This window comes from Streptomyces sp. NPDC002032 (assembly GCF_042890765.1).
Taxonomy (GTDB): domain Bacteria; phylum Actinomycetota; class Actinomycetes; order Streptomycetales; family Streptomycetaceae; genus Streptomyces.
In genome coordinates this window covers 364,327-387,156 of record NZ_JBIASM010000005.1, presented here as the reverse complement: position 1 = coordinate 387,156, position 22,830 = coordinate 364,327, and the positions used below count along the sequence as shown (strand labels likewise).

Sequence of the window (22,830 nt, the reverse complement as noted above, 5' to 3'; positions counted from 1 at the left end):
GCGCCGGGGACCGTATTCGGTACGCGACCCGCACCGGCTCATGACCGAGGGCCCCTCGCAGAGGCGAGGGGCCCTCGGTCATTTCGCGACGCGGGGCGCGGGTCCGCCCGCGCCCCGCGCGCCGGCTACTTGAACTTGCCGCTCACCGCGCTGTAGATGCCCTTCGCCTCCGGGCCCAGCCTGGGTCCGGCCAGCCAGCCCGCCTTGGCGGGACCGATCGAGGTGTTCGACACCAGCGCCGGCTTGCCGTCGGCGCCCGCCGCGACCCAGCCGCCACCGGAGGAACCGCCGGTCATCGTGCAGCCGATGCGGTACATCACCGGATCGGCCTGGTTCAGCGCCAGCCGGCCCGGCTTGTCCGCGCACTGGTACGCCTTCTGCCCGTCGAACGGCGCCGCCGCCGGGTAGCCCGTCGCCGTGATGCTCGCGACCTTCGAGACCGCCGGAGCGTTGAACTCCACCGGGAGCGCCGAACCGACCGTCTCCTCCAGCGACTTGCCGCCCCCCTTCTCCGGGGTCACGTGCAGCACCGCGAAGTCGTACGGGGCGCCCGCGCCGCCCGTCGGACCGCCGCTCGCGATCCACTGGTCCGAGGTCTGCGCCCAGTCGCTCCACCACACGCCGTACGGAGCCACCTGCTCGCGCGGCGCGCCCTTGAGCTGCGCCGACGGCTTGCCCGCGTTGTTGTACGAGGGGACGAAGGCGATGTTGCGGTACCAGCCGCCGGCCTTGCCCGCGTGCACGCAATGGCCCGCCGTCCAGACCAGGTTGGACTTGCCCGGATGCGCCGGGTCCTTCACCACCGTCGCCGAGCAGACCATCGAGCCCTCGGGACCGTCGAAGAAGACCTTGCCCGACGCCGGCACGCTGGAGTGGTACGGCGCGGTCGCCGGCTTGGCCGACACCGGAACCGGCGTCGGGTCCGTGACGCCCTGGTCCTTGCCCGCGTCCGGATCGACCGCCGGGGGCTGCGGCTGCTCCGCGTCACGCATCCGGTCCGGGTCCCACAGACCGTCGATGATGGGGTTGACGTAGTCACCGGCCTCCCGGAGCCAGTCCTCCCTCTTCCAGTTCTTCCACGCGCCCCCCTTCCACTTCTCCATGTCGAACCCGTGCTCCTTGAGCTTGTCCTTCAGCTCCTGCGGGATCTTGATCCCGTCGACGGCGCCGGAGGGCACGGGCGCGGCCACGGTCGGCTTGGCGTCGCCGCCGGCCTCACCGTCGCCGGGCCCGCACGCCGTGGCGGTCAGCGCGAGCGCGGCCACGCACAGGATCGCGGTGACCGGTCGGTTCGGTCGCATGTCGTAAGTCCCCCTGGTGTTTCGAGGTGTGGTGGCGGTGTCGTCCGGGTGGAGCGCAGCCCCCCACTATGCCGCCGTGGTGGAGGACGGCCGTCCCCGGGTCGGTGGTTCCGGGCTCCGCGCACCTGCGCCCCCTCCTCTCCCCGCCCGTTGGGGCGCGGGCGGCCAAGGATCTTCCGCGGACCCGTGATCCTCCGCCGTCGCCGTCGTTGGTACGTACGGGGGACAGGACAGCAGCGTTCATGTTCGAGACGCAATCCGGAAGATGCATCCGTGCGGGAGGACCGACAGTCGTGGCCCTGACCGAGCCGGCCGCAGCAGCGGCACAGATCCCACCGCAGGGCGGCCGGGGACCCGCCGTGGCCGAGGGCATCCTGCGCAGGCAGGCACTGCGCGAGTCCGCCGCGCGGACCTACGCCCGCTCCCTGCCCGTCGTCCCCGTGCGCGCCCGGGGGCTGACGATCGAGGGCGCCGACGGCAGGCGCTATCTCGACTGCCTCTCCGGCGCGGGCACCCTCGCCCTCGGGCACAACCACCCGGTCGTCCTCGAAGCCATCCGCGGGGTCCTCGATTCCGGGGCTCCGCTGCACGTCCTCGACCTGGCGACCCCCGTCAAGGACGCCTTCACCACCGAGCTGTTCGCGAACCTGCCCCCCGCGCTGGCCGCCGATGCCCGCGTGCAGTTCTGCGGCCCCGCCGGGACGGACGCCGTCGAAGCGGCGCTGAAACTGGTCCGCGCCGCCACCGGGCGCTCCGGGCTGCTGGCCTTCACCGGGGCCTACCACGGCATGACCGCCGGAGCCCTGGACGCCTCCGGCGGCGCCACCGACGTGCGCGTGACCCGGCTGCCCTACCCGCAGGACTACCGCTGCCCGTTCGGCGTCGGCGGCCCCGAAGGCGCGCGGCTCGCCGCCCGTTGGACCGAGAGCCTCCTCGACGACCCCAAGGGCGGGGTCACCGCGCCCGCCGGCATGATCGTCGAACCCGTCCAGGGCGAAGGCGGCGTCCATCCCGCCCCCGATGACTGGCTGCGCCGGATGCGGGAGATCACCGCCGCCCGGGGCATCCCGCTGATCGCGGACGAGGTCCAGACCGGTGTCGGGCGCACCGGGGCCTTCTGGGGGGTCGACCACGCGGGGGTGGTCCCGGACGTGATGGTCATGTCCAAGGCCATCGGGGGCAGCCTGCCGCTCGCCGTCATCGTCTACCGGGCCGAGCTGGACGTCTGGGCCCCCGGAGCGCACGCCGGAACGTTCCGGGGCAACCAGCTCGCCATGGCCGCGGGCACCGCCACCCTCGCCTACGTCCGCCGCAACGGCCTCGCCGAACGCGCCGCCGCCCTCGGCACGCGGATGCTCGCGGCCCTGCGCGGCCTGGCCGCCGACCAGCCCTGCATCGGGGACGTCCGCGGCCGCGGCCTGATGATCGGCCTCGAACTCGTCGACCCCGAGACCGGAGCCGCGGCCCCCGCCCTCGCCGCCGCCGTGCGCCAGGAGTGCCTGGACCGGGGGCTGATCGTCGAGCTCGGCGGCCGCCACTCCAGCGTCGTGCGCCTGCTGCCGCCCCTGACCCTGACCGACGAGCAGGCCGACGCCGTCCTGGACCGTCTGGCCGCCGCCCTCCCCGCCGCGGTCCGCCGCCCCCTCTGACCGCCCGCGAAGGACTCCGATGCCCGACCCCACCCCGCACCCCGACCCCACCCCGCACCCCGATCCCACCCCGCACCCCGACCCCACCCCCGACCCGAGCCCGGCGCCACCGCCTCCCGTCCGCCTGGGCTCCCCCCTCCTGCGCGCCCCCTCCCCCACACCGACCCCCCTGCCGCCCGCCGGCCCGCCCCCGACGGCGCCGGCGGCCCAGGGCCCGACCCCGGCGACCCCGCCGCCGCCGACCCCGGCGGCCCACGGCCCGGCCCCGGCGGTGCTGCCCCCGCCGACCCCGCCGACCCCGCCGGAGCCGCGCACCCGGCAGTGGCCCGCGCCCCCGCACCCCACCCCGGCCCCGGACGCCACGGCCGCGCCCCCGCTCGGCACCGTCACCCCGCCCCCGGTGTCGGCCACACCGGCGGAGCCGGTGGCCGGGCGGCCGACAACAGCCGGCTCCCCGGCCCCGGTGTCGGGGGCTCCGGTGTCCGCCGCCCCGGTGGAGGGGACGACCCTGGATGCGGCCTGCCCCCCGGCTCCGGCGCAGGACGTGCGCAACCCGTCGGGTCCGGCCCCGCTCCCGGACGCCGTCCCGATGCCGGTGGCGGACGCCCCGGCCGGGACCGACCCGGAGCCGGGGGAGGGCGCCCCATCCACCGAGGGGGTCATCCGGGACCCCGCCGCCACGGCCGGCGTCGCCACGACGCAGGGGGACGGCCAGGGCCCGGCCCTCCCCGACCGCCCGGAGGCCGGACCGGCCTGCGGGCCCACCCCCGGCTTCGCCCGGCCGCCCCGGGAACCGGCGGGAGGCAGCCCGGAGCCTGGGCACACCGCACCGCAGGCCCCGGCGGCTACGGGCTCCGCACCGGGCTACGCCCCGCCCGGCACCGTCCCCCGGCAGAAGGACGGCACTCTCCACTCCCGCGTCGGCGGAACCGGACCGCTCGGCCCCGAGCCGGCCGCTCTGCCCGACCTGCTCGACCACCCCGACCCGGCCATCGCCGCCGAAGCAGCGACCGTGGAGAACCTGCTGCGGTGCTGGGTCCGCGAGAGCGGCGTCGGCCGCCCCGACGGGCCCGCCGGAACCCTGCTCCGCATCCCCCTCCCCGCATCCGGCGCCGCCCTGCTCGTCCCCGTCCGCCACTGGTCCCCGGCAGGCTGGCACCGCTTCGCCCCCGCCCGCCTCGAAGGCGCCCCTTCCCACGCCCCCGCCCTGGACGCCGTCACCCTCGCCGCCCTCATCGCCCGCGAGGGCACCGGCCGCGGCGGCGCCGACCTCGTCGGCCGGGTCGCCGACTCGGTGCGCCGCACCACCGAGTTCATCGCCGACCGGCGCCAACGCCCGCACGCCCCCGCCCCCGTCGCCGGGGACCGCTTCCTCACCGCCGAACAGTCCCTCCTCCTCGGTCACCCCCTCCAGCCGGACCCGAAGAGCCGCGAAGGACTCTCCGAAGCCGAAGTACGCCACTACTCACCCGAACTCCACGGCTCCTTCCCCCTCCACTGGATCGCCGTGGCCCCCGCCGCCCTCGCCACCGACTCCGCCTGGACCGAACGCGGCCGCCCCGTCTCCGCCGCCCAGCTCCTCTCCCGCCTCGACCCCGACCTCCCGAGGCCCGCCGGCACCACCGCCCTTCCCCTTCACCCCTGGCAGGCCCGCGACCTCCTCCAGCGCCCCGCTGTCACCGCCCTCCGCGACGCCGGACTCCTGACCGACCTGGGCCCCCACGGAGCCCCCTGGTACCCCACCTCCTCCGTCCGCACCGTCCACCGCCCCGGCGCCCCCGCGATGCTCAAGCTCTCCCTCGGCGTGCGCATCACCAACTCCCGCCGTGAGAACCTCCGCAAGGAACTGCACCGCGGCGTAGAGGTGCACCGCCTGCTCCGCACCGGACTCGCCGAGCAGTGGCAGGCGACCCACCCCGGCTTCGACATCGTGCGCGACCCGGCCTGGATCGCCGTCGACGCCCCGGACGGCACCGCAGTCCCCGGACTCGACGCCCTCCTGCGCCACAACCCCTTCCGCTCCGACGACGACGCCCTCTGCATCGCCGCACTCACCGCACTGCGCCCCCGGCCCGGCCACGCCACGATGCGCTCCCGTCTCGCCGAGACCGTCTCCCAGCTCGCCGCCACCACCGGACGTCCCACCCCCGCCGTGGCCGCCGAGTGGTTCCTGCGCTATCTCGACCACGTCGTCCTGCCGGTCCTCGCCTTCGACTCCCTCGCCGGCATCGCGCTCGAAGCGCACCAGCAGAACACCCTGGTCCTCCTCGACGAGGCAGGCTGGCCCGCCGGCGGGCGCTTCCGCGACAACCAGGGCTACTACTTCCGCGAATCCCGGCGCACGGAACTCGAAAGCCGACTCCCCGGCATCGGCAGCGCCAGCGACACCTTCGTCTCCGACGCCGTCACCGACGAACGCTTCGCCTACTACCTCGGCATCAACAACGTGCTCGGTCTCATCGGAGCCTTCGGATCCCAGCGTCTCGCCGACGAGCGCGTCCTCCTCGCCGCCTTTCGCCGCTTCCTCGGCAAGGCCGCGGGCCTCGGCCCCGTCCCGGCGCAGCTGCTCGACTCACCCACACTCCGCTGCAAGGCCAACCTCCTGACCCGCCTCGGCGGCCTGGACGAGCTCGTGGGACCCGTCGACACGCAGTCCGTCTACGTCACCATCACCAACCCCCTTCACGACTGACACGCCCCCACCGACCCGGAGAAGAGCCCCGATGCCCTCCACCGATACGACCGTCGACCCCGTTCGCCTCACCGCCTCCACCACCGGACCCGGCCTCTACCGGCCCACCGAACTCCGCCTCACCGCAGCCCTGCTGCCCCTGCTGGCCGAGGTGGACCTCCTCGACTCGCCCGCCGACTGGGGAGCCGCCTCCACCCCGGCCGGAGCCTTCCGCCTCGAACCCGTACGGCCGGGCCGGGATCTGGAGCTCCTCACCGGCTGGATGAACGACCCCGAAGTGGCTGCCTATTGGGAACTGGCCGGCCCCGCCGCCGTCACCGACACCCACCTGCGCACCCAACTCGACGCCGACGGCCGCAGCATTCCCTGCCTCGGTCTCCTCGACGGCACCCCGATGAGCTACTGGGAGATCTACCGAGCCGACCTCGACCCGCTTTCCCAGCACTATCCGGCGCGCCCCCACGACACCGGTATCCACCTGCTCATCGGAGACCGCACCGACCGCGGCCGCGGCCTGGGCACCACACTGCTGCGAGCCGTCGCCGACCTCGTCTTCGACCACCGACCCCGCTGCACACGCGTCATCGCGGAACCGGACATCCGCAACACCCCCTCCGTATCAGCCCTTCTGACCGCCGGTTTCCGCTACTCAGCGGAAATCGACCTCCCCGAGAAGCGCGCGGCCCTGATGATCCGGGAGCGGTCGCTGCGCAATCTCCTCTGATCGCCGCACCGCGCCCCGGTCGTCGCCGACCGTCCAACGCCTCTCCCTTCGAAAACTCTGCGTCACGCAGCAAAGTTCCCGATCCTCGAGGAGTCCCGTGCCGAATTTCCCCGCAGCCCCCGACTCCGTCGAGCCCACCCTGCCCCCCTCGCCCCAGCACCCGTGCACCCCACCCGAACTCAACCGCCCGACCTGGGACTTCGCGGCCCGACGGCTCCTGGCGAAGATGATCGGCGAGTTCGCGTACGAGGAGATCGTCAGCCCCGTCCCCGCCCCGGCCGCCTCGGGTGACGCCTGGACCTTGACCCTCGACGACGGCAGCAGTCTCGGCTTCCGCGCCCGCCGCCGCTCGTACGGCAGCTGGCAGGTCGCCCCCGACACCGTCACCCTCACCCCGCCGCCCCCCTCGACCGCCACGCCGACCGCCTTCGGGGACCCGTTCGCCTTCCTCGTCGCCGCCAGAACCCTCCTCGGCCTCGACGGGTCGACCCTCGGCCACCTCGTCCACGAGCTCAGCACCACCCTCGCCGCCGACGCGCGCATCGACCACCACGCGCTCACCGCCGACGTGCTGGCCGACCTGGACTACGCCGAGCTCGAAGGGCACCAGACCGGCCACCCCTGGCTCGTCCTCAACAAGGGCCGCATCGGATTCTCCGCCGCCGACACCGCCGCCTGGGCCCCCGAGGCCCGGCTCCGCCAGCGGCTGCCCTGGCTCGCCGCCCACACCTCGATCGCCGAGTACCGCGGCACCGTCGGCCTGGAGGACCCGGGGCGCCTCTACTCCGCCGAGCTGGACTCCGTCACCCGCGCCGTCTTCGACCGGGCCCTGCGCGACCGCGGCCTCGACCCCCGGGGCTACCTCTACCTCCCCGTCCACCCGTGGCAGTGGGACGAGATAGTGCTGCCCCTCTTCGCCCCGGCCCTCGCCTCCGGCGCCCTGGTCCCGCTGCCCGCGGATCCCGACGTGCGCCTGCCCCAGCAGTCGATCCGCACCTTCCTCAACCTCACCCACCCCGGCCGGCACACCGTCAAACTGCCGCTCTTCGTCTTCAACACCTCCGTCTGGCGCGGCCTGGCCGGCGACCGCACCCTCGCCGCCCCCGCCGTCACCGCCTGGATCCACTCCCTCCGCGACGCCGACCCCTTCCTGCGCGACGAATGCCGGGTCGTCCTGCTCGGCGAGGTCGCCTCCGTCACCGTCCGCCACCCCGTCTACGCACAGCTCCCCGAGGCCCCGTACCAGTACAAGGAGCTCCTCGGCGCGATCTGGCGCGAGCCCCTGGCCGGGCAGCTGGCCCCCGGCGAACGCGCGCGCACCCTCGCCTCGCTCCTCCACACCGATCCGCGCGGCCGCTCCTTCACCGCCGAACTGGTCGCCCGCTCCGGCCTCACCCCCTCCGCCTGGCTCCAGCGCCTCTTCGCGACGCTGCTGCCACCGCTGCTCCACTTCCTCTACCGCTACGGCACCGTCTTCTCCCCGCACGGAGAGAACGTGATCGTGATCTTCGACCAGAGCGACGTCCCCGTCAGAGTCGCGATCAAGGACCTGGTGAGCGAGGTCCACCTCAGCCGCGAGGCGCTCCCCGAACACGACTCCCTCCCCGGCGACGTCCGCGCGGCCCTGCCGACCGAGCCGCCCGCCTTCCTCACCCAGTTCATCCATTCCGGGCTCTTCGTCGGCGTCTTCCGCTATCTGTCCGCGCTCTGCGAGGACCGGCTCGGCACGGCGGAGAGCGAGTTCTGGTCCCTCGTACGGGCGGAGATCATCCGCCACCAGACGCGCTTCCCCGAGCTCAAGGAGCGGTACCAGCTCTTCGACCTGCTCACCGAGCGCATCGACCGGCTCTGCCTGAACCGGAACCGGCTCCACCAGGACGGATACCGCGACCGCCCCGACCGCCCGCGCGCCGTCGTCCTCGGCTCCGTGCCCAACCCCCTGTACGAGCCGTGACCGCGCTCGGATGCGGCCACTGTCAGCGGCGCCCCGTAGGGTTGGCACTGCTATGACGAAGCCCTCCCTCCCCGACCTGCTGCATGCCGCCGTCTCCGCCGTCGGCGGCACGGAGCGGCCCGGCCAGGTGGCCATGGCCGAAGCCGTCGCCGAAGCGATCGACGACAACTCCCACCGGCTGATCCAGGCCGGCACCGGCACCGGCAAGTCCCTCGGCTACCTGGTGCCGGCCCTCGCGCACGGCGAGCGCGTGGTCGTGGCCACGGCGACGCTGGCGCTCCAGCGCCAGCTCGTCGAGCGCGACCTGCCGCGTACGGTCGAGGCGCTGCATCCGCAGCTGCGCCGCCGGCCGCAGTTCGCCATGCTCAAGGGCCGCTCCAACTATCTGTGCCTGCACCGCCTCCACGAAGGCGCGCCGCAGGACGAGGAGGAGGGCCTCTTCGACCAGTTCGAGGCGGCCACCCCCACCAGCAAGCTCGGCAAGGACCTCCTGCGCCTGCGGGACTGGGCGGACGAGACCGAGACGGGCGACCGCGACGACCTCACCCCCGGCGTCTCCGACAAGGCCTGGGCCCAGATCTCCGTCTCCTCCAGGGAGTGCCTGGGCGCCACGAAGTGCGCGTACGGCGCCGAGTGCTTCGCGGAAGCGGCCCGGGAGCGGGCGAAGCTCGCCGACGTGGTCGTCACCAACCACGCGCTGCTCGCCATCGACGCCATCGAGGGGGCCCCGGTCCTGCCGCAGCACGAGGTGCTGATCGTGGACGAGGCCCACGAGCTGGTCTCCCGCGTCACCGGAGTGGCCACCGGGGAGCTCACGCCCGGCCAGGTCAACCGGGCCGTGAAGCGCGCGGCCAAGCTGGTCGACGAGAAGACGGCCGACTCCCTGCAGACCGCCTCCGAGAGCTTCGAGCGCGTGATGGAGCTGGCGCTGCCCGGCCGCCTGGAGCAGCTTCCCGAGGACCTCGGCTACGCGCTGATGGCACTGCGGGACGCCGCCCGGAACGTGATCTCCGCGATCGGCGCCACCCGCGACAAGTCCGTCCACGACGAGGACGCCGTGCGCAAGCAGGCACTGGCCGCGGTGGAGAGCGTCCACGGGGTGGCGGAGCGGATCGTGAACGGCTCCGAATACGACGTCGTCTGGTACGAACGCCACGACCGCTTCGGCGCCACCCTCCGCGTCGCACCGCTTTCGGTTTCCGGGCTGCTGCGCGAGAAGCTCTTCGAGGACCGCTCGGTGGTCCTCACCTCCGCCACCCTGAAGCTGGGCGGCGACTTCAACGGCGTCGCGGCCTCGCTGGGCCTCTCCCCGGAGGGTGTCGAGGGCGACGGAGTTCCGGTCTGGCAGGGGCTGGATGTCGGCTCCCCCTTCGACTACCCCAAGCAGGGCATCCTCTACGTCGCCAAGCACCTGGCCACCCCGGGCCGTGAAGGCACCCGCGGCGACATGATGGACGAGCTGGCGGAGCTGATCGAGGCGGCCGGTGGCCGTACCCTCGGCCTCTTCTCCTCCATGCGCGGTGCGAAGGCGGCCGCCGAGGAACTGCGCGGCCGGCTGGAGAACCCCATCCTCCTCCAGGGGGAGGAGACGCTGGGCGAGCTGATCAAGACCTTCGCGGCCGATCCGAAGACCTGCCTGTTCGGGACGTTGTCGCTCTGGCAGGGCGTGGACGTCCCCGGCCCCAGCTGCCAGCTCGTGATCATGGACCGCATCCCCTTCCCGCGACCCGACGACCCGCTGATGAGCGCGCGCCAGAAGTCCGTCGAGGAGAACGGCGGCAACGGCTTCATGGCGGTCGCGGCCACGCACGCCGCGCTGCTCATGGCGCAGGGCGCGGGCCGGCTCGTCCGGGCCTCCGGCGACAAGGGGGTCGTCGCGGTGCTGGACCCGCGCCTGGCCACCGCCCGGTACGGGAGCTTCCTGCGGGCCACCCTGCCGGACTTCTGGTACACCACGGACCGCAACCAGGTCCGCCGCTCGCTGGCCGCGATCGACGCGAGCGCCCAGGCTGACGGCAAGTAGCTCTGGGCACGAGCCCACCCCGGACATGGAACAGCTCCGGGACCGGCGCAGTAGGTCCCGGAGCTGGCTGAGGGGCAGCGGCGTCAGACCCGGCGCAGGACCGCGACGACCTTGCCCAGGATGGTCGCCTCGTCGCCGGGGATCGGCTGGTACGCGGAGTTGTGCGGGAGCAGCCAGACGTGACCGTCCTCCCGCCGGAAGCGCTTGACGGTGGCCTCGCCGTCCAGCATCGCGGCGACGATGTCGCCGTTCTCCGCGACCGGCTGGCGGCGCACGGTGACCCAGTCCCCGTCACAGATCGCGGCCTCGATCATCGAGTCGCCGACGACCTTGAGCACGAACAGCTCGCCATCACCGACCAGCTGCCGGGGGAGCGGGAAGACGTCCTCGACCGACTCCTCGGCCAGGATCGGGCCGCCGGCCGCGATCCGGCCGACGAGGGGGACGTAGGAGGCGGCGGGCTTGCCGGTGGTGTCGGTGGGCTGCGAGCTCGGCTGGTCCGAGCCGCGCACCTCGTAGGCGCGGGGCCGGTGCGGGTCGCGGCGCAGGAAGCCCTTGCGTTCCAGGGCCATCAGCTGGTGCGCGACGGACGAGGTGCTGGAGAGGCCGACGGCCTGGCCGATTTCCCGCATCGACGGCGGGTACCCCCGGCGCTGGACCGAGTCACGGATGACCTCGATGACCCTCCGCTGCCGATCCGTGAGTCCGGAGCTGTCGGCGCGGATGCCTGGAGGTCGCCCTGGCAGCGAGCGTGCGGGGCGTACGGGCTCCGCCTCCGGGTTCACACTTGCGTCGTTCATGGCATGCACCGGCTCAAGTCGGCTCTGGGAGCGGTTCTGGGCAGTGATGGTGGCACTGTCTGCGGTGGTGGTCACGTCGGCCCCTCTCGAAATGTTCTCCCTAGCTGGACAACGGTAGTAGCTTTCGAAAGGTTGCGCCAAACACACGTTCGAGTGAAAAATCGTGGATCGCCCACCTGGGCTATATCGGCGGGTGTATGGACGGACGTCAAAAGCGGCGCTGTCGGCCGCCGGGTGCTCCGCCGTCCCGTTTTCCCGAACGCGGGTTCGGCTCCGCGTCCGGTGCTTACGGTAGCCTTCCCCGTCGTGCCGCCGCCTCCCGGGCCGGCTCCCAGTGTGGCAGCGGGAGGCCCCGTATCCGGCCATCGGACACCACGACACGCTGGGCGGTCCAAATCCGTGCCAACCCAAGATCTAGTGGTTGGATGGGCGCGGCCACCCAGAAGTTGTGGTCCTCGGTCCGCCGGGGCTCCCGACATCGCATATGCTTGTGGCTGCTTCACGAGCCCCCGACAGAGCCCGTCCCTGTCGTTCAGGGGCGTCGTGGGGTGATTCAGTCGTGCCGAAAGAAGGGTGAGAAATCCATGCACTGCCCCTTCTGCAGGCACCCCGACAGCCGCGTCGTCGACAGCCGCACCACGGACGACGGCACGTCGATCCGTCGGCGCCGTCAGTGCCCCGACTGCTCCCGTCGCTTCACGACGGTGGAGACGGCCTCGCTGATGGTGATCAAGCGCAGCGGGGTGACCGAACCCTTCAGCCGTACCAAGGTCATCTCTGGCGTCCGCAAGGCGTGCCAGGGGCGGCCGGTCACCGAGGACGCCCTCGCCAAGCTCGGCCAGCGGGTCGAGGAAGCGGTGCGCGCCACCGGGAGCGCCGAGCTGACCACCCACGACGTGGGTCTGGCCATACTCGGCCCGTTGCAGGAGCTCGACCTCGTCGCGTACCTGCGGTTCGCATCCGTTTACCGAGCGTTCGACACCCTTGAAGACTTCGAGGCCGCCATCGCGGAACTGCGCGATTCGCAGCCTCACCCCCATGAGCGCGAGCCCGGAGGGACCGCTTCGGTCGTCCCCGTGCCCGCCTCCGCCACCGGCTGACCGGGCAGGCCGCGCCTCGGCGCGGCACGGCCGGCCCCGGCAGGGCGAAATTCGTAGACACAAGACACACAGCACCGTGCCGCGCGGAATATCGCTGGCACTTTAGGGCGTTTTTGCCCAGGTATGGGAGGCGGCATGACAGAGACGGCGAGCGGCTCGGCGCGAGGTTCCCGCACCAAGGGGACCAAGGCTGCCAAGGGCGGCCTGCGGATCGAGCGCATCCACACCACCCCGGGCGTGCACCCGTACGACGAGGTGAGCTGGGAGCTCCGTGACGTCGTCATGACCAACTGGCGCGACGGCTCGGTCAACTTCGAGCAGCGTGGCGTCGAGTTCCCCGACTTCTGGTCGGTGAACGCGGTCAACATCGTCACCAGCAAGTACTTCCGCGGCGCGGTCGGCACGCCGCAGCGCGAGACCGGCCTGAAGCAGCTCATCGACCGGATCGTGAAGACGTACACGAAGGCCGGCGACGACTTCGGCTACTTCGCCTCCCCGGCCGACTCCGAGATCTTCGAGCACGAGCTCACCTACGCGCTGCTGCACCAGATCTTCAGCTTCAACTCGCCGGTGTGGTTCAACGTCGGCACGCCCCAGCCGCAGCAGGTCTCCGCCTGCTTCATCCTGTCCGTCGACGACTCCATGGAGTCGATCCTCGACTGGTACAAGGAAGAGGGCATGATCTTCAAGGGCGGCTCCGGCGCCGGCCTGAACCTTTCCCGGATCCGCTCCTCCAAGGAGCTCCTCTCCTCCGGCGGCAACGCCTCCGGCCCGGTCTCCTTCATGCGCGGCGCCGACGCGTCCGCAGGAACGATCAAGTCGGGCGGCGCCACCCGCCGCGCGGCCAAGATGGTCGTCCTGGACGTGGACCACCCGGACGTCGAGGACTTCATCGCCACCAAGGTGAAGGAAGAGGAGAAGATCCGCGCCCTGCGCGACGCGGGCTTCGACATGGACCTGGGCGGCGACGACATCACGTCCGTCCAGTACCAGAACGCCAACAACTCCGTCCGGGTGAACGACGAGTTCATGACGGCCGTCGAGAACGGCACCGAGTTCGGCCTGCGCGCCCGCATGACCGGTGAGGTCATCGAGAAGGTCGACGCCAAGGCGCTCTTCCGCAAGCTCGCCGAGGCCGCGTGGGCCTGTGCCGACCCGGGCATCCAGTACGACGGTGTGATCAACAACTGGCACACCTGCCCCGAGTCCGGCCGCATCACCGCGTCCAACCCGTGCAGCGAGTACATGCACCTGGACAACACGTCCTGCAACCTCGCCTCGCTCAACCTGATGAAGTTCCTCGACGACGACGGCAAGGGCAACCAGTCCTTCGACGCCGAGCGCTTCGCCAAGGTCGTCGAGCTGGTCATCACCGCGATGGACATCTCGATCTGCTTCGCGGACTTCCCGACGCAGAAGATCGGCGAGAACACCCGCGCCTTCCGCCAGCTCGGCATCGGCTACGCCAACCTGGGCGCGCTGCTGATGGCGACCGGCCACGCGTACGACTCGGACGGCGGCCGCACCCTCGCCGCCTCGATCACCTCGCTGATGACCGGCACCGCGTACAAGCGCTCCGCCGAGCTGGCCGCCATCGTCGGTCCGTACGACGGCTACGCCCGCAACGCCGACTCGCACAAGCGCGTCATGAAGCAGCACGCCGACGCCAACGCCGTCGCGCCGCGCACCGAGGACCTGGACAAGGCGATCTGGGCCGCGGCCACCGAGGCCTGGCAGGACGTCGTCCGCCTGGGCGAGACGAACGGCTTCCGCAACGCGCAGGCCTCCGTCCTGGCGCCGACCGGCACCATCGGGCTCGCGATGTCCTGCGACACCACCGGTGTCGAGCCGGACCTGGCCCTGGTCAAGTTCAAGAAGCTCGTCGGCGGCGGCTCGATGCAGATCGTCAACGGCACCGTTCCGCAGGCCCTGCGCCGCCTGGGTTACCAGGAGGAGCAGATCGAGGCGATCGTCACCCACATCGCCGAGCACGGTGTGGTCGTCGGCGCCCCGGGCCTGAAGACCGACCACTACTCGGTGTTCGACTGCGCCATGGGCGAGCGCTCCATCTCCGCGATGGGCCACGTCCGCATGATGGCCGCGATCCAGCCCTGGATCTCCGGCGCGATCTCGAAGACGGTCAACATGCCGGAGACGGCGACCGTCGAGGAGATCGAGGAGATCTACTTCGAGGCGTGGAAGCTGGGCGTCAAGGCGCTCGCGATCTACCGCGACAACTGCAAGGTCGGCCAGCCCCTCTCCGCCAAGAAGAAGGAGGAGGAGAAGGCCGAGTTCACCGAGAAGGCCGAGGAGACCATCCGCACGGCGGTCGAGAAGGTCATCGAGTACCGTCCGGTCCGCAAGCGCCTCCCCAAGGGCCGCCCGGGCATCACCACCTCCTTCACGGTCGGTGGCGCCGAGGGCTACATGACCGCCAACTCCTACCCGGACGACGGTCTGGGCGAGGTCTTCCTGAAGATGTCCAAGCAGGGTTCGACCCTCGCGGGCATGATGGACGCCTTCTCCATCGCCGTCTCGGTCGGTCTGCAGTACGGCGTCCCGCTGGAGACGTACGTCGCGAAGTTCACGAACATGCGCTTCGAGCCGGCCGGTATGACGGACGACCCGGACGTGCGGATGGCGCAGTCGATCGTCGACTACATCTTCCGTCGCGTGGCGCTGGACTTCCTGCCCTTCGAGACCCGCTCCGCCCTCGGCATCCACTCCGCCGAGGAGCGCCAGCGCCACCTCGACACCGGCTCCTACGAGCCGATGGAGGGCGAGGAGCTCGACACCGAGACCCTCGCCCAGTCGGCGCCGCTCGCGTCGGTCCCGGCCGCTTCCGCCCCGAAGCCGGTCGAGATCGTCCCCGTCCCGGCCCCGAAGACGGCGCACTCCAGCGCCGAACTGGTCGAGATGCAGCTCGGCGTCTCCGCTGACGCTCCGCTCTGCTTCTCCTGCGGTACGAAGATGCAGCGCGCGGGCTCCTGCTACATCTGCGAGGGCTGCGGCTCCACCAGCGGCTGCAGCTGACGCGGCACCGCATAGCTGACGGAGCGGGGACCGGCACCATGCCGGTCCCCGCTCCGGCGTTCGCGCTCCGGCGATGCCGGTTGGCGTGGGGGGCCGTCACACCGATCATGGTGAGGGTGCGGGCGTGAGCCCGCGGGAGACGGGGAGACGGGGAGCCATGTGGCACGGTGACGAGCTGGACCTGGACGCGTACCTGGCGAGGATCGGGCTGGGCGGCGGAACAGGAACAGGAGCAGCCGGAACAGGGGCAGGGGGAGGCGCCGGGGAACTCCGCCCGGACCTCGGCACGTTGTACGCGGTGCACCGTGCCCACACCGCCGCCATCCCCTTCGAGAGCCTGGACGTCCTGCTCGGTCACCCCGTCGCGCTGGATGTCAAGGCCGTCGAGGACAAGCTCGTTCACGCCCGCCGGGGCGGCTACTGCTACGAGCAGAACTCGCTGCTGGCCGCCGCCCTGGAGCGGGTCGGCTTCGAGGTCTTCGGACGCGGTGCCCGCAACCGCACCCGGGGGGACGCCCTGCTGCCGGTGACGCACGCGGTCCTCGTCGTCACCGTCGACGGGCAACCGTGGCTCTGCGACGCCGGATTCGGCTACGTGGGCCCGCGCGAGCCCGTCCCGCTGGTGCGCCCGGGCGCCGAGGTGCGGCAGGGGGCGTGGACGTATGCCGTCCGCGCGGAGGAGGACGGCGTCCTCGCGCTCCGGACCCGCATCGGGGGCGTCTGGCGGGACCTGTACGCCTTCTCCCCGCAGCGCTACCACCCCGTCGACTACGTCCTGCTCAACCACTACAGCTCCTCGCACCCCCTCTCCTCCTTCGTGGGGCAGATGATCGTGCAGCACCCAGGCGAAGACGTCCGCGTACGACTGGTGGGACGGGAGCTCACCCGCCTGTACCCGGACGGGCGGACCGAGCGCGAGGAGGTACACCCCGACGAGCTGCTCACGCTGCTCGACCGGGAGTTCGGCATTCGGCTGTCCGGGCGGGATGGGGCGGAACTGGTACGGATCCACCGCTCCGGGGACTGACCCGGGCCGCGCCGGGCCCGTACGATGGCGCGGTGCTGGTCAAGTGGATTCGCTGCACGGTGACGGACCGACGCGGGTTCGAGCGCGGACAGCGAAAATGGGCGGGGCTACCCGGGGAACCGGGATTCCGGGGGCAGGGCGGCGGCTGGAGCCGGGGCCGGCAGGGGGTCGCGCACGTCTTCGCGTTCTGGGAGAGCCGTTCCTTCTACGACTCCTTCATGGCCCGCTCCCATGACCGGCTCGCGGCCTCGCAGAACGGTACCTTCACCGATGCCCGGGTCACCCTCTTCGACCACCGCTTCGATGTGAAGACCGGCTTCGAGCCGCGCTTCAGCGACGCCGACGTGGTCCGGGTCGCGCACACCCGGGTGCGGGAGGGGCGTGACGAACACTTCGCCCTCATGCAGGAGAAGGTGTGGAATCCGGCCATGGCCGGGTCCCCCGGAATGATCCGCGGCCTCTTCGGCGAGGCCCCCGGCCGCGAGTTCCTCGTGCTGTCGATGTGGCTCGCGGCGGGCGAACACGGCAAGTACCGGCAGGAACGCGTCGAGCGTCTCTCGCTGCGCGCCCAGACGGAGGCTGACGTCGAGGCGCTCACCGGCGATGTCGTCGACCTCGAACCCGCCTGGACGGTATGACCGTACGACGACCGGCGGCCCGACCGGCGTGCCCCGTGAGGTGTGCGCCCCCATGGCCGAATAGGGTCGTGGAATGGTACGACCACGGCGCATCGTCCTTGTCCGGCACGGGGAATCGGAAGGCAACGTCGACGACACCGTCTACGAGCGGGAGCCCGACCACGCCCTGCGGCTGACCCGTACGGGCCGCGAGCAGGCGGCCGAGGTCGGGCACCGGTTGCGCGCGCTCTTCGGCGAGGAGCACATCAGCGCGTACGTCTCCCCCTACCGCCGCACCCTGCAGACCTTCCGCGAGCTGCGGCTCGACCCCACCCGGGTACGGATGCGGGAGGAGCCGCGGCTGCGCGAGCAGGACTGGGGCAACTGGCAGGAGCGGGAGGACGTGCGCCTCCAGAAGGCCTACCGAGACGCCTACGGGCACTTCTTCTACCGCTTCGCCCAGGGCGAGTCGGGCGCGGACGTCTACGACCGGGTCGGTTCCTTCCTCGAAAGCCTCTACCGCAGCTTCGAGGCCGCCGACCACCCCGAGAACGTGCTCCTGGTGACGCACGGTCTTACCATGCGGCTCTTCTGCATGCGCTGGTTCCACTGGTCGGTGGCCGAGTTCGAGGCCCTCTCCAATCCAGGGAATGGTGAATTCCGGATACTGCTGCTCGGTCCGGACGGCCGCTACCGGATGGACCGCCCGTTTGAGCGGTGGACCACACCCGAGCCTTATGACCTGGACGGCTAAAGTGACGCGCGATGACAGCTGACTCCACTCCCGAAAGGCGCTACGCACGCGCCACGTCCAGCCTCATGGGGCTGGCCCTGGGGGACGCCCTGGGCTCCCAGTACTTCGTTCCCGTGAACTACCCGCTGCTCAAGCGGCGCGAGCTGCCGGCCGGCAGCTCGCAGTGGCAGTGGACCGACGACACCGAGATGGCGTGCTCGGTGGTGGCCGTGCTCGCCCGGCACGGACGCATCGACCAGGACGCGCTGGCCTCCTCCTTCGCCGAGCACCACGACTTCGACCGCGGCTACGGTCCCGCCGTCAACCGGATGCTGCGCCTCGTCCGGGAGGGCGCGGACTGGCGCACGCTCGCCGCCGAACTGTTCAACGGCCAGGGCTCCTGGGGCAACGGCGCCGCGATGCGGATCGCCCCCCTGGGCGCCTGGTACGCGGACGATCCCGAGCAGGCCACCCATCAGGCGGAGATCTCCGCCTACACCACCCACCAGCACCGTGAGGCGGTGTGCGGGGCGATGGCGGTGGCCGCCGCAGCCGCGCTGGCGGCCTCCCCGGACGGCCCGCCGTCGGCAGCGGACCTGCTGGACGGGGTCATCGCGCTGGTGCCGCGCAGCGCCGTGGGCGCGGGCGTGCGCCGGGCGCGCGACATGCTGGACTACGGCGACGCGACCACCGTCGCCGCCGTACTGGGCTGCGGGCGGCGCACCAGCGCCCACGACACGGTGCCGTTCGCGCTGTGGTCGGCGGCGCGGTCGCTGGACGACTACGAGCGGGCGTTCTGGACCACCGCACAGGTGGGCGGCGACGTCGACACCACCTGCGCGATCGTCGGCGGGGTGCTGGGCGCGCGCGGGGACGCGGTGCTGCCGGGAGCCTGGCTGGCGCGGATCGAGGCCCTGCCGGCGTGGCTGCCGGAGTCGGCTTCCTGAGCCTCCGGGGCCGCCTGAGCCGCCGGGGCCTCCGGGGCTTCCGGGGCTTCCGGGGACAGCGCAGGCGGGCTGTGCGGACGGCCTGAGGGTGGCGCCGCGTGCGGAGAGGCCCGGTCGCGGAGGTGGATTCCGGGACCGGGCCCCTCGTACGGGACCTCGTGGTCAGGCGGCCGGACCGGCCTGAGCGGCGGCTCCGTTGAGGGCCTCCAGGTCGCTCTTGCGCACCCGGATCACGAACAGCGCGGTGATCAGGGCGAGGCCCGCCATGGCGACGGCGGCGGTGAAGGCGCTGGAGATGCCCTGGGCGAGGACGAGGTCCCCCCAGGGGTCGGGCAGCCGCCCGGTCTGCTTGAACGCGGCCAGCTGCGCCGGATCGGCCTGCGCCATGAAGGCCGGGACCTGCTTCTCGGCCTCCTCGCGGCTGGCCGTGCCGAAGACGGTGACCAGGATCGACAGGCCGAGTGAACCGCCGACCTGCTGACTGGCGTTGAGCAGCCCGGAAGCCGCTCCCGCCTCCCTCGGCGACACCCCGGAGACCGCGGTGAGGGTGAGGGTCACGAAGTTGAGGCCCATGCCGAAGCCGAAGAGCAGCATCGGCCCCAGCACGCCGGAGACGTACGAGCTGTCGGTGTCGATGAAGCTGAGCCAGGCCAGCCCGGTCCCGGTCAGCGCGGAGCCGGTGATCATGAACGGCTTGGGCCCGAAGCGGGGCAGGAGGCGCTGGGAGAGCCCGGCGGCGGTGCCGATGGCGGCGGTCACCGGCAGGAAGCCGAGCCCGGACTGGATCGGGGAGAAGCCCAGCACGTTCTGTACGAACTGGACGATGAAGAAGAACATGCCGAACATGGCGGCGGCCAGCCCGAGCATGATCAGGTAGGTACCGGCCCGATTGCGGTCCGCGAACATCCGCAGCGGGATGATCGGATCGGCGGCCCGCGACTCGACCAGCACGAAGGCGCCGAGCAGGACGATGGCGGCGGCGAAGGAGCCGATGGTCAGGGAGTCCCGCCAGCCGTCCTCGGACGCGCGGATGAACCCGTAGACGAGGGCGGTCATACCGCCGGTGGAGGTGAGGGCTCCGGCGGCGTCGAACCGGCCGGGGTGGCGTTCGGACTCGTTGATGAACAGCGGCGCGAGGGCGGCGATGAGCACGCCGATCGGCACGTTGACGAAGAGGACCCAGCGCCAGTCGAGCCACTCCGTGAGCATGCCGCCGGCCAGCAGGCCGATCGCGCCGCCGCCGGCGGAGACGGCGGCGAACACGCCGAAGGCGCGGTTGCGTGCCGGGCCCTCGGCGAAGGTGGTGGTGATCAGTGCCAGCGCCGTCGGCGAGGCGATGGCGCCGCCGACGCCCTGGAGCGTCCGGGCGGCCAGCAGCTGCCAGGGCTCCTGGGCGAAGCCGCCGAGCAGGGAGGCCAGGGTGAAGAGCAGGATGCCGGTCATGAACACGCGGCGCCGGCCCAGGATGTCGCCCGCGCGGCCGCCGAGCAGCAGCAGGCCGCCGAAGGCCAGGGTGTAGGCGCTGATCACCCAGGAGAGGTCGGTGGTGGAGAAGGAGAGGGCGGTCTGGATGTGTGGGAGCGCGATGTTCACGATCGTCGCGTCGAGGACGACCATGAGCTGGCAGGCCGCGATGACGGCGAGCGCCATTCCCGGGCGCCCGGGCCGTCGAGCGGCCCCCGGTATCCGAGGAGTGTCGAGACGTGTGCTTGTCACTGTGGGTCCCCCGAAGTGAAATAGTGAACGCAATCGTTCACTGCGGGTCCAAGGTAGGAGGCCCCCGGTTGGGAACGCAAGCGTTCACTAGGGCTGAAAATACGTGCGAGGTGCGCGCGGGCCGGTCGGAGGTAGGGAGCATGACGGGTTCTGGCTGGTCGGCGGGGTCGGCTCCGGCGCGCAGACGCGGGCCGGAGCTCGAACGGGCGATTCTGGACGCCGCCCTGGAGCAACTGGGCACGGTCGGCTGGAGCGCCGTCACCATGGAGGGCGTCGCGGCCGGGGCGCGCACGGGCAAGGCGGCCCTCTACCGCCGCTGGTCCTCGAAGGCGGACCTGGTCGCCGACGCGCTGCGGGAGGGCCTGCCCGAGCTGGGCCCGCTCGCGGACCACGGTTCGGTGCGCGAGGACCTCTACCGGCTGTGCGTGCGGATGCGGGAAGTCATGCGTTCACCGGCGGGCGAGGCGCTGCGGGCGGTGCTTCACGAATGCGACCACACTCATGCCGACCGGTTCCGTGAGGTGATCCGGAAGGGGCTGCACGAGCCGGCGCACCGACTGACCCGTGAGGTCGTGGACCGTGGAATCGAGCGGGGGGAAGTCCGTCGGGACGCCGCCGAGCCGATGGTCGCCGATGTGATTCCGGCTCTGTTCATGTACCGGTCCAAGATGTGCGGGAGCGAATGGCCCGACGCGGAAATCGCCGAGATGATCGACGCGGTGATGGTGCCCATGCTCCGCGCCTGAGGAGCGCGCGGGGGGTGCGAGCGGGGTGCGCGCGGGGTCGTCTGGGGGGCGTGTGCGACGGGGCGGGCGTCCTGCGGTCCTGCTGGACATGGGCCGGGGTGTGCAGGCGGCCCGGGGCGGCGTACCCTTGCTGGCGCCATGCCGTACGAAGCACCCACCCACACCGTCGAGCGCTCCCTCCGTGCAACCACCGGCGCCAAGATCATCGCCGGGGTCGACGAGGTCGGACGAGGAGCCTGGGCCGGTCCCGTCACCGTGTGCGCCGCGATCACCGGTCTGCGCCGCCCGCCGGCCGGACTCACCGACTCCAAGCTGCTCACTCCCAAGCGCCGCGACGCGCTGCTCGACGTTCTGGAGGACTGGGTCACGGCGCACGCCCTCGGGCACGCGTCCCCGGAGGAGATCGACGCGCTCGGGATGACCGCGGCCCTGCGGCTCGCGGCGGTCCGCGCGCTGGAAGCCCTTCCGGTGCGGCCCGAAGCGGTGATCCTCGACGGCAAACACGACTACCTCGGCTCGCCGTGGCGCGTCCGCACGGTGATCAAGGGCGATCAGTCCTGCGTCGCCGTCGCCGCGGCCTCGGTGATCGCCAAGGTCCGGCGCGACCGGATGATGGCCGAGCTGGGCGCGGGCGATGACGGGATCACGGACTTCGCTTTCGCCGCCAACGCCGGTTATCCCTCGCCCGTGCACAAGGCGGCACTCGAAGAGCGCGGGCCCACCGCGTACCACCGGCTCTCGTGGTCGTACCTCGACGCGCTGCCCCGGTGGCGCCACTTGAAGAAGGTGCGCCGCAGCGAGGAATCGGTGGAGCTGGAAAACGGAGGCCAACTCGGCTTCGATTTCTGATCGCACCCACGTGCCACCCACCGGTACGTTTCGTACCGGTGTTTGATAGACATCAACTCATGCCTCTCACCCCCGCCATCGAGGAGCCTCAGATTCACGAGAGTGCCCAGGGTCCCCGCGTCACGCCGGCCGCGAGCCGCACCGCGCAGACCCCCCGCCCCGTACCTGGTCCGCGTCCCGCCGCCGTACCCCGGCCCGGACGCCCCGGTCCCGTCCGGCCCGCCCCGCCCGCCCAGCGCGCGGCGCAGCCTGCCCCCGGACCCGTTCCCGCAGCCCCCGCCGCGCCGTCCGTCTCGGCGGCCGTGCCCCAGGTCCAGCTGATCCCGGCGTCCGCCGAGGGTGCGCTGGACGCGGCCGAGGAGGCCGTGGACCTGCTGCTCGACACCGGGCGCGCGCCCGGCGACATCCTGGTGCTCACCACGGGCGACCCGCACCCGTGGGCCGCGCACGAGCTGTCCTTCGGCGAGGCGCCCTACTGGGCGCAGCACGATGCCGGGGACGACGTCTTCTACGCGGACGCGGCGCAGGTGCAGCGCGCCGCCGGCCGTCCCGTCGTGGTCTTCGCGGTCAACGGCGGACCGGCCGGTACCACCGCGACCGCACTGCCCGCCGCGCTCGAGCGCGCCGGTGCCCTGCTGATCGTGTGCGGTGACGCGGCCGAGATCAACTCCGTTCTGGGTGCGAGCGTCTGACGCCCCGTATCCGGCACGGACGAGGGGCGGGGCGTTGAACCCCCGTCGCAGTCCGGGGCCCGACCGGCCGTAGGCCCTCCCGGGGAGTGCGGCCGTGAGGGCCGCTCCCGTGGTGTGGCGGTCCCGCCGGGCCGGGTGCGCGCCGCGGGTCCGTCCTGCGGCGCCGGGTGGTGCCGTGTCCGTACGCCCGTTCGCGTACGCACGCGCGCACCCCTCCGGGCCGCGGG

17 protein-coding genes are annotated in these 22,830 nt (G+C 72.2%); 14 read left to right on the top strand and 3 right to left on the bottom strand.

Annotated features, from left to right (window positions below):
• Positions 1-125 precede the first annotated feature (125 nt).
• A complete protein-coding gene (locus tag ACFYYT_RS15660; protein WP_351824414.1) occupies positions 126-1,301 on the bottom strand; it encodes a hypothetical protein in 1,176 nt (391 codons plus the stop codon).
• Between the two features lie 293 nt (positions 1,302-1,594).
• Between ACFYYT_RS15660 and ACFYYT_RS15655 the strand changes: the two genes are divergently transcribed.
• The 5 genes from ACFYYT_RS15655 to ACFYYT_RS15635 all read left to right on the top strand — a co-directional run bounded on the left by ACFYYT_RS15655 (position 1,595) and on the right by ACFYYT_RS15635 (position 10,343).
• Positions 1,595-2,950 carry a diaminobutyrate--2-oxoglutarate transaminase family protein gene (locus ACFYYT_RS15655; RefSeq protein ID WP_351824411.1) on the top strand — a complete coding sequence of 452 codons (1,356 nt, stop codon included), beginning with the start codon at positions 1,595-1,597 and terminating at the stop codon, positions 2,948-2,950.
• 589 nt (positions 2,951-3,539) lie between these two features.
• Positions 3,540-5,642: an IucA/IucC family protein gene (locus tag ACFYYT_RS15650; protein ID WP_388608168.1), complete on the top strand. Its 2,103-nt coding sequence runs from the start codon at positions 3,540-3,542 to the stop codon at positions 5,640-5,642.
• 31 nt (positions 5,643-5,673) lie between these two features.
• Complete coding sequence (locus ACFYYT_RS15645) at positions 5,674-6,366, top strand: GNAT family N-acetyltransferase (protein ID WP_351824408.1); 693 nt, start codon at positions 5,674-5,676, stop codon at positions 6,364-6,366.
• 97 nt (positions 6,367-6,463) lie between these two features.
• Positions 6,464-8,320: an IucA/IucC family siderophore biosynthesis protein gene (locus tag ACFYYT_RS15640; RefSeq protein WP_351824405.1), complete on the top strand. Its 1,857-nt coding sequence runs from the start codon at positions 6,464-6,466 to the stop codon at positions 8,318-8,320.
• Between the two features lie 52 nt (positions 8,321-8,372).
• Complete coding sequence (locus ACFYYT_RS15635) at positions 8,373-10,343, top strand: ATP-dependent DNA helicase (RefSeq protein WP_351824402.1); 1,971 nt, start codon at positions 8,373-8,375, stop codon at positions 10,341-10,343.
• 83 nt (positions 10,344-10,426) lie between these two features.
• On the opposite strand, the gene lexA is transcribed toward ACFYYT_RS15635, so the two are convergent.
• Complete coding sequence (lexA, locus tag ACFYYT_RS15630; protein ID WP_351824399.1) at positions 10,427-11,218, bottom strand: transcriptional repressor LexA; 792 nt, start codon at positions 11,216-11,218, stop codon at positions 10,427-10,429.
• 509 nt (positions 11,219-11,727) lie between these two features.
• Between lexA and nrdR the strand changes: the two genes are divergently transcribed.
• The 6 genes from nrdR to ACFYYT_RS15600 all read left to right on the top strand — a co-directional run bounded on the left by nrdR (position 11,728) and on the right by ACFYYT_RS15600 (position 18,600).
• Positions 11,728-12,243 carry a transcriptional regulator NrdR gene (nrdR, locus tag ACFYYT_RS15625; RefSeq protein WP_351824396.1) on the top strand — a complete coding sequence of 172 codons (516 nt, stop codon included), beginning with the start codon at positions 11,728-11,730 and terminating at the stop codon, positions 12,241-12,243.
• A gap of 135 nt (positions 12,244-12,378) precedes the next feature.
• Entirely contained in the window at positions 12,379-15,276 is a 2,898-nt protein-coding gene (locus ACFYYT_RS15620; protein ID WP_351824393.1) for a vitamin B12-dependent ribonucleotide reductase, read from the top strand.
• 157 nt (positions 15,277-15,433) lie between these two features.
• Positions 15,434-16,303 carry an arylamine N-acetyltransferase gene (locus tag ACFYYT_RS15615; RefSeq protein WP_351824390.1) on the top strand — a complete coding sequence of 290 codons (870 nt, stop codon included), beginning with the start codon at positions 15,434-15,436 and terminating at the stop codon, positions 16,301-16,303.
• Between the two features lie 32 nt (positions 16,304-16,335).
• Positions 16,336-16,941 carry a YdbC family protein gene (locus ACFYYT_RS15610; RefSeq protein WP_351824387.1) on the top strand — a complete coding sequence of 202 codons (606 nt, stop codon included), beginning with the start codon at positions 16,336-16,338 and terminating at the stop codon, positions 16,939-16,941.
• A 73-nt stretch (positions 16,942-17,014) separates the two neighbouring features.
• Entirely contained in the window at positions 17,015-17,674 is a 660-nt protein-coding gene (locus ACFYYT_RS15605; protein ID WP_351824384.1) for a histidine phosphatase family protein, read from the top strand.
• Positions 17,675-17,685: 11 nt separating this feature from the next.
• The gene (locus ACFYYT_RS15600; RefSeq protein ID WP_351824381.1) at positions 17,686-18,600 is read left to right on the top strand and encodes an ADP-ribosylglycohydrolase family protein; all 915 of its coding nucleotides are present in this window, start codon (positions 17,686-17,688) and stop codon (positions 18,598-18,600) included.
• Between the two features lie 162 nt (positions 18,601-18,762).
• On the opposite strand, the gene ACFYYT_RS15595 is transcribed toward ACFYYT_RS15600, so the two are convergent.
• Positions 18,763-20,250 carry an MFS transporter gene (locus ACFYYT_RS15595; protein ID WP_388608124.1) on the bottom strand — a complete coding sequence of 496 codons (1,488 nt, stop codon included), beginning with the start codon at positions 20,248-20,250 and terminating at the stop codon, positions 18,763-18,765.
• 206 nt (positions 20,251-20,456) lie between these two features.
• Here ACFYYT_RS15595 and ACFYYT_RS15590 point away from each other — a divergent pair, with 206 nt between their 5' ends.
• The 3 genes from ACFYYT_RS15590 to ACFYYT_RS15580 all read left to right on the top strand — a co-directional run bounded on the left by ACFYYT_RS15590 (position 20,457) and on the right by ACFYYT_RS15580 (position 22,603).
• Positions 20,457-21,062, top strand: coding sequence for a TetR/AcrR family transcriptional regulator (locus ACFYYT_RS15590; protein WP_351824375.1), 606 nt, complete (start codon positions 20,457-20,459; stop codon positions 21,060-21,062).
• A 138-nt stretch (positions 21,063-21,200) separates the two neighbouring features.
• Positions 21,201-21,911, top strand: coding sequence for a ribonuclease HII (locus tag ACFYYT_RS15585; RefSeq protein ID WP_351824372.1), 711 nt, complete (start codon positions 21,201-21,203; stop codon positions 21,909-21,911).
• 59 nt (positions 21,912-21,970) lie between these two features.
• Positions 21,971-22,603 (top strand): hypothetical protein, encoded by a 633-nt coding sequence (locus tag ACFYYT_RS15580; protein ID WP_351824369.1) that lies wholly within the window; start codon positions 21,971-21,973, stop codon positions 22,601-22,603.
• Positions 22,604-22,830 lie beyond the last annotated feature (227 nt).